The sequence below is a fragment of the Streptomyces aureus genome (assembly GCF_001418135.1).
Taxonomy (GTDB): Bacteria; Actinomycetota; Actinomycetes; order Streptomycetales; family Streptomycetaceae; genus Streptomyces; species Streptomyces aureus_A.
Genome location: NZ_LIPQ01000465.1, coordinates 1 through 7,232, shown reverse-complemented (window position 1 = coordinate 7,232; position 7,232 = coordinate 1). Strand labels below are relative to the sequence as shown.

Below are 7,232 nucleotides of genomic sequence, written 5' to 3'. Positions count from 1 at the left end.
GGCCCCGTCACGGCGGTGCGCCGTACCCGCTCCGGCGACGCCTGGGAGAAGCGCACCGCCGTGACGGGGCCCTCGGCGAGCAGGTGGTGCGGGGCGGCGTACGTGATCTCGACGGTCACGACGTCGCCGGGGCGGACGTCCTCGTCCGGCTTGGTGAAGTGGACGAGCCGGTTGTCGGGGGCGCGGCCCGAGAGTCGGTCCGTGGCGCCGTCCTTGCGGCCCTCGCCCTCGGCGACCATGACCTCGAGGGTGCGGCCGACCTGCTTCTTGTTCTCCGCCCAGGAGATCTCCTCCTGGAGGGCGACGAGCCGCATGTAGCGCTCCTGCACGACCTCCTTGGGGATCTGGTCGTCCATGTCGGCCGCCGGGGTCCCGGGGCGCTTGGAGTACTGGAAGGTGAAGGCGTTCGCGAAGCGGGCCTCGCGGACGGCGTGCATGGTCTGCTCGAAGTCCTCCTCGGTCTCGCCGGGGAAGCCCACGATGATGTCGGTGGAGATGGCGGCGTGCGGGATGGCCGCGCGGACCTTCTCGATGATCCCGAGGAAACGCTCCTGCCGGTAGGAGCGGCGCATCGCCCGGAGGATCGTGTCCGAGCCCGACTGCATGGGCATGTGGAGCTGCGGCATCACGTTCGGCGTCTCGGCCATCGCCGCGATCACGTCGTCGGTGAAGTCGCGGGGGTGCGGGGAGGTGAAACGGACCCGCTCCAGGCCCTCGATCTGTCCGCAGGCGCGCAGCAGCTTGGAGAAGGCCTCGCGGTCGCCGAGGTCGGAGCCGTACGCGTTGACGTTCTGGCCGAGCAGGGTGATCTCGGAGACGCCCTCGGCGACCAGCGCCTCGATCTCGGCGAGGATGTCGCCGGGGCGGCGGTCCTCCTCCTTGCCGCGCAGGGCGGGGACGATGCAGAAGGTGCAGGTGTTGTTGCAGCCGACGGAGATCGAGACCCAGGCCGCGTACGCGGACTCGCGGCGGGTCGGCAGCGTCGAGGGGAAGGCCTCGAGCGACTCGGCGATCTCGATCTGGGCCTCCTCCTGCACGCGGGCGCGCTCCAGGAGGACGGGCAGCTTGCCGATGTTGTGCGTGCCGAAGACCACGTCGACCCAGGGGGCCTTGGAGACGATCGTCTCGCGGTCCTTCTGCGCGAGACAGCCGCCGACGGCGATCTGCATGCCGGGGCGCGTGGTCTTCATCGGGGCGAGCCGGCCGAGGTTGCCGTACAGCTTGTTGTCGGCGTTCTCGCGGACCGCGCAGGTGTTGAAGACGACGACGTCGGCGTCCCCGTCGGAGCCCTTGGGGGCCTTGACGTAACCCGCCTCTTCCAGCAGACCGGAGAGCCGCTCGGAGTCGTGGACGTTCATCTGGCACCCGTAGGTGCGGATCTCATAGGTCTTGGTGCCGTCAACGCTCACTGCGGTGCTCCGGTCGCTGCTGCTCGTCATGCGTCCAAGGGTAGGCGGTCCCCGGAGGGCCTCCGGCCGGACCGGAGAGCCGGACCCGGGAGCCGGACCGAGGAGCCGGGCCGGAGAGCCGGGCCGGAGAGCCTGCTCCCGCCGCGGAGCCGGGCTGGGCAGCGGGACCGCGGAGCCCGGTCCCGCCGGGAGTCGGCCGCGCACCCGGGTCCCGCCGTGGGCCGGCCGCGCACCCGACCCTGCGGTTTTCCGCAGGACCGGACGTACGGAGAACCGCACCGGGGTGGGCGGGAACCCTCATACCGGCGTCGAGCCGCGATTCCTAGGTTCGAGGGAGAAGAGCGGAGCACCCGCCCCGCACCCTCCCGGCCGGCTTGGAGTCCTGTCATGAACCTCGACCTCACGACCATGGCGATCGCCCGGCAGTCCGCCGACGGCGTCGCCGGCTGGGCCGCCGGCCTCGTCGACACGATGGGGGGCCCCGGAGCCGGCCTCGCCATCGCCCTGGAGAACCTCTTCCCCCCGCTGCCCAGCGAGGTGATCCTGCCGCTGACCGGTTTCGCCGCCGGCCAGGGGGTGCTGAGCCTGGCCTCCGCGCTGTTCTGGACGACGCTCGGTTCGGTGGTCGGCGCGGTGGCCCTCTACTGGATCGGGGCGCTCTTCGGCCGGGACCGGATGCACGCGGTCTGGCGGAAGCTGCCCCTGGTGAAGTCCTCGGACCTGGTCCGTACCGAGGAGTGGTTCTCCCGGCACGGCACCAAGGCCGTCTTCCTCGGGCGCATGGTGCCGATCTTCCGGAGCCTGATCTCGGTGCCCGCCGGTGTCGAACGGATGCCGATGCCGCTCTTCGTCATGCTCACCACGCTCGGCAGCCTCGTCTGGAACAGCGTCCTCGTGATGGCCGGCTACTGGCTGGGCGACCGCTGGGACCTCGTGGAGACGTATGTGGGGGTCCTGTCGAAGGCGGTGCTCGTCATGGCCGTCGTCGCCGTCGTGGCCTATGCGGCGGTCCGGCTGCGCGCCCGCGGCCGGGCAGCCCAGCACCGTCGCGCGTCGTGACCCGCGGCTCCCGCCCCACCGGTACGGCACCGCCTCCCGCACGGCCCTGGCGATCTTGCCCGGGTTGTGCGGGCGCAATAGTGTCGGGCCCCGTGCATGGGGGCGGGGATTCAGCGGCTACCGGGACCGGCGCGGCTGTGGGCGGGTCCGCCACCCGCACGACCGTCCCGTCCTGGCTCCGCCGCGGCATCGGGACCCTCCTCGGCTGCGCGACCGCGCTGCTCGGCGCCCTCTACTTCCTCGTCGCCGGTACGGCCCTGGGCCCGTTCCTGCTCTGGCCGCGCACCCGCTCCAGCGCCCTGGGGATCCTGATGGCCGGCGCCCGGCGCCTGGTCACCGTCGAACGGGTCCGCCGCTCCGCCTTCTTCGGCGATCTCTTCCCCGGGCACTACGAGTCATCGGACCAGAAGATCCTTCGCTACCTCGCCGTCCGCAGTTACACGGGACTGCTCTGCGCGGTCGTGATCGCGCTGCTCGTCCTCGGCGCCGTCCTGGCCGGCATCCTGGCGTACGGCGCGGGACGGGGCACGCTCGACTGGGACGAACTGCTCACCCAGGTCCTGCTCGGCGGTGTGCTCCTCTTCCTCGACATCCAGGGGCTGTACGCGCTGGCCGCGCTCGACGCCCGTACCGCCCGGGAGTGCTTCGGCCCCTCCGAGCGGGAGCTGCTCCAGCGCCGTATCGACGAACTCGCCGCCAGCCGGGCCGCCGTCGTCGAGGCCGTGGACGCCGAACGGCGGCGCATCGAGCGCGATCTCCACGACGGGGTGCAGCAGCGCCTGGTGGCGCTGGCCATGCTGATCGGGCGGGCCCGCCGCGGCCGTCGTCCCGAGCAGGCCGACGCGCTGCTGCTCCAGGCGCACGAGGAGTCCCAGGGCGTGCTGACCGAACTGCGCGAGGTGGCCTGGCGGGTGTACCCGTCGGCGCTCGACAGCCTCGGGCTCGAAGAGGCGATCGGCGGCGTCGCCGAGCGGAGCGGCATCCCGCTGCGGACCCGTTTCGAGGTCCCCGCGCCGCTGCCCCGGCCGGTCGAGACGGCCGCCTACTTCGTGGTGTCGGAGTCCGTGACGAACGCGGCCAAGCACTCCTCGGCCTCGGCGATCTCGGTGACCGTGACCCTCGACGGGGCGCGGCTCACCGTACGGGTCGAGGACGACGGCACGGGCGGCGCGAACGAGGCCGGCAGCGGGCTGGCCGGACTGCGCAGCCGGGTGGCCGCGCTCGACGGCGTGCTGCACATCCACAGCCCCCTCGGGGGACCGACCACGATCACCGCGGAGCTGCCGTGCGCGTAATCCTTGCCGAGGACTCGACCCTGCTGCGTGAGGGCCTGGTCAGGCTGCTCGCCGAGGAGGGCCACGAGGTCCTGGCGGCGCTCGGGGACGCGGTGACACTGCTCAAGGAGGTCGAGGAGCGGCGGCCTGACGTCGTCGTCGTCGACATCCGGATGCCCCCGACCCATACGGACGAGGGGCTGCGGGCGGCCGTCGAGATCCGCGAGCGCTGGCCCGAGGTGAGCGTGCTCGTGCTCTCGCAGCACATCGAGCGCCACTACGCGGCCAAGCTCCTCGCGTCCAACGCCGAGCGGGTCGGCTATCTCCTCAAGGACCGGGTGGCACAGGTCGAGGAGTTCCTCGACGCGCTGGAGCGGATCCATGCCGGCGGGGCCGCCATCGACCCGGAGGTCGTAAGGCAGTTGGTCATCCGGACCACCCACGGGGATCCGCTCGCGCGGCTGACGCCCCGGGAGCGGACGGTCCTGGAGGCGCTCGCGGAGGGGCACACGAACGCGGCCATCGCGCAGAAGCTGCACATCTCGCTGAGTTCGGTGGAGAAGAACCTCAACACCGTCTTCGACAAACTGGAGCTGACCCACACGACCGGCTACAGCCGGCGGATCCTCGCGGTGCTCCGCTATCTGGAGTCGTAGCGCCGGAATTCCCGTCCAGGCGTTACGGGAAACCGCACCGGTTTACCTCGTACTCCCGTCATTCCGCCGTGAATAGCGTTTCTCCCGTCGCGCAGACGCGAAGCCAACGGGAGGGAACCGCACATGCGAAGGAAACCGGCGACGGTACGGATCGCTCGATGGAGTGCCACGCATCCGTGGTCCGCCATCGGGCTGTGGGTGGTCTTCGTCGCGCTCTGCCTCCTCCTCGGCGGAGCCGCCGGAACACAGCAGATCAGCGACGAGGAGTCGGGGGTCGGCGAGTCCGGCCGCGCCGGCCGGATCACCGCCTCGGGGCAGTTCACCGAGAAGCCCGAGGAGAACGTGCTCATCACCGCCACGAGCGGCGGAAGGCTCGACGTCACCACCGCGCGGAAGGCCGCCGCGGAGCTCGCCGGGAGGATGAAGGCCCTGGCCGAGGTGGAGAGCGTCGGCGGCGCGGTCCCCTCCGCCGACGGCAAGGCGCTGCTGCTCCCGGTGATCATGAAGGGCGACACGGAGAACGCCGACACCCGGGTCCAGCCGCTGCTCGACGCGAGCGCGGCCACCGAGAAGGCCCACGAGGGCATCAGGATCGACCAGATCGGCACCGGTTCCACCGCCAAGGGGCTCGGCGAGACCCTCGGCGAGGACTTCAGGAAGGCCGAGCTGATCAGCCTTCCGCTGACCCTGCTGATCCTGCTCGTCGTCTTCGGCGCGATCATCGCCGCCGGGGTGCCGGTCCTGCTCGCCCTGTCCAGCGTCGGCGCCGCGATCGGCCTGTCGACCCTCGCCTCGCACGTCCTGCCCGAGACCAGCGCCGTCAGCAACGTCATCCTGCTCATGGGCATGGCCGTCGGCGTCGACTACTCGCTCTTCCATCTGAAGCGGGAACGTGAGGAACGCCGGAAGGGCGCCTCGCACCTCGACGCCATCGAGATCGCCGCCGAGACCTCGGGGCACACGGTCGTCGTCTCCGGTATCACCGTCATCGTCTCGATGTCCGGCCTCTACCTCGCCCAGGAGGCCACGTTCGCCTCGCTGGCCACCGGGTCGATCATCGTCGTGGCCGTCGCCGTCCTGGCCTCCCTGACCGTGCTTCCCGCGCTCCTCGCCAAGCTCGGCCACTGGGTCGACCGGCCCAGGGTGCCGCTCCTGTGGCGGCTCACCACGCGCTCCACCGGGTCCCGGTTCTGGCCCGTGCTTCTGCGCCCCGCGCTCGTACGGCCGGCGCTCACGCTCGTGGTCTCCGTCGGCGCCCTGCTCGCCCTCGCCCTGCCGGCCCTCGACATGCGGCTGAAGCAGCCCGGGTCCGACGATCTGTCGCGCGACATCCCCGTCGTCCGGGCCATGGACCGGCTGACCGCGGCCTTCCCCGGCGAGGGCACCGTGCACCAGGTGGCCGTGCGGGCCCCCGCCGGGCGGGCCGACGAGGTCGAGGCCGCGCTCAGGGCCCTGCTGCGCCGCACCGAGGGGCGGGAGCTGTTCGCCCACGACCGCACGCCCACGATCCGTGCGTCGGCCGACAAGCGCGTGCACACCGTCGCCGTCGGCACCCCGCACTCACCGAGGAGCGAGGGGGCACGCGAGTCCCTCGAACTGCTGCGGGCCTGGGTTCCCGAGGCGATCGCCCCCGTCCAGGGCGCCGAGGGCGCGGTCGGCGGCAAGGTGGCCCAGGGGGTCGACTTCACCGGTCACCTGAAGGACCGGATGCCGTGGGTGGTCGGCTTCGTCCTGCTGCTGACCTTCGTCACCGTGGCCGTCATCTTCCGCTCCCTCGCCGTGGCGCTCTCCGCGATCCTCCTGAACCTGTTGTCGGCGGCGGCCTCCTTCGGCGTCCTCGTCGCGGTCTTCCAGCACACCTGGGCCGAGGGCGTGCTCGACTTCCACAGCTCGGGGGCGGTCGTCTCCTGGCTCCCGCTCTTCCTCTTCGTGGTGCTCTTCGGACTCTCGATGGACTACCACGTGTTCGTCGTGAGCCGGATCCGCGAGGCCGCCCTGGACGGCGCAGGCGTCCGCGACGCCGTCCGCGAAGGCATCACCCGCTCCGCCGGCGTCGTCTCCGGCGCGGCGATCGTCATGGTGGCCGTGTTCTCCGTCTTCGGCACGCTCAGCATGGTGGAGTTCAAGCAGCTGGGCGTCGGCCTGGCGGCGGCGATCCTGCTCGACGCGGTGGTGATCCGGATCTTCGTCCTGCCGGCCCTGATGACGGCCCTCGGCCGGTGGAACTGGTGGCCGGGCGGCCGCGGCCCGGGATCGCGCGGCCGGCACGCGGCCGGCTCCGACGAGGTCCGGCAGACGCGCCCGCCGGTGCCGGTGGGGGAACCTGTGGGAATACCGGTGGGGGAACGGCAGCGGTAGGCGACGCCGGCGCCTGGCGAGGCCCGCTCGGGTGTCGGGGGCGCACCGGGCGAGGCTCGCTCCGGGTGCCGGGGCGCCCGGGCGAGGCCCGCTCCGGGTACCGGGGCGTGGGGCGGTCACCCGCCCCACCCGGCGGGTTCATCCCCGCCACTCGGCGAGGACCTCCTCCGTGTGCTCGCCGGGGAGGGGTGCGCGGCTCGGGACCTCGGCGGGGGTGCGGTCGAAGCGGGAGGGCGGGGGGGGCTGGAGGGTGGCGCTGTCGCCGACCGCCACGAAGGCCCCGCGGGCGGCGAGTTGGTGGTGCGCGGCGGCCTCCGCGGCGGTGAGGACCGGGGCCACCCCCGCGTCCACGGCGTCGAAGAGCTTCACCCAGTGCTCGCGGTCCCGGGTCGCGAAACGGGCCGCGATCAGCTCGCGCAGCGCCGGCCAGGCCGCCGGGTCGGAGCGGTCCGGGAGTCCGCCGTCCCCGGGGGGGG

6 protein-coding genes are annotated in these 7,232 nt (G+C 72.5%); 4 read left to right on the top strand and 2 right to left on the bottom strand.

All coding sequences use genetic code 11. The features are described from left to right. Nucleotides 1-1,439, bottom strand: a 1,439-nt coding sequence (miaB, locus tag AOK00_RS30895; RefSeq protein WP_055603508.1) for a tRNA (N6-isopentenyl adenosine(37)-C2)-methylthiotransferase MiaB, incomplete at its 3' end; no start/stop codon positions are given. 357 nt (nucleotides 1,440-1,796) lie between these two features. Here miaB and AOK00_RS30890 point away from each other — a divergent pair. The 4 genes from AOK00_RS30890 to AOK00_RS30875 all read left to right on the top strand — a co-directional run bounded on the left by AOK00_RS30890 (nucleotide 1,797) and on the right by AOK00_RS30875 (nucleotide 6,756). Beyond that, nucleotides 1,797-2,468, top strand: coding sequence for a DedA family protein (locus AOK00_RS30890; protein WP_055603507.1), 672 nt, complete (start codon nucleotides 1,797-1,799; stop codon nucleotides 2,466-2,468). A gap of 137 nt (nucleotides 2,469-2,605) precedes the next feature. Then, a complete protein-coding gene (locus tag AOK00_RS30885; RefSeq protein WP_055603506.1) occupies nucleotides 2,606-3,763 on the top strand; it encodes a sensor histidine kinase in 1,158 nt (385 codons plus the stop codon). Then, nucleotides 3,754-4,398 (top strand): response regulator, encoded by a 645-nt coding sequence (locus AOK00_RS30880; protein ID WP_055603505.1) that lies wholly within the window; start codon nucleotides 3,754-3,756, stop codon nucleotides 4,396-4,398. The genes AOK00_RS30885 and AOK00_RS30880 overlap by 10 nt, the downstream gene beginning before the upstream one ends. A 123-nt stretch (nucleotides 4,399-4,521) precedes the next feature. Then, nucleotides 4,522-6,756, top strand: coding sequence for an MMPL family transporter (locus tag AOK00_RS30875; protein ID WP_055603504.1), 2,235 nt, complete (start codon nucleotides 4,522-4,524; stop codon nucleotides 6,754-6,756). A 138-nt stretch (nucleotides 6,757-6,894) separates the two neighbouring features. Here the strand turns inward: AOK00_RS30875 and AOK00_RS30870 are convergent. Continuing rightward, nucleotides 6,895-7,232 (bottom strand): CoA transferase (locus AOK00_RS30870; RefSeq protein ID WP_173861684.1); only part of this gene is annotated, 338 nt, incomplete at its 5' end.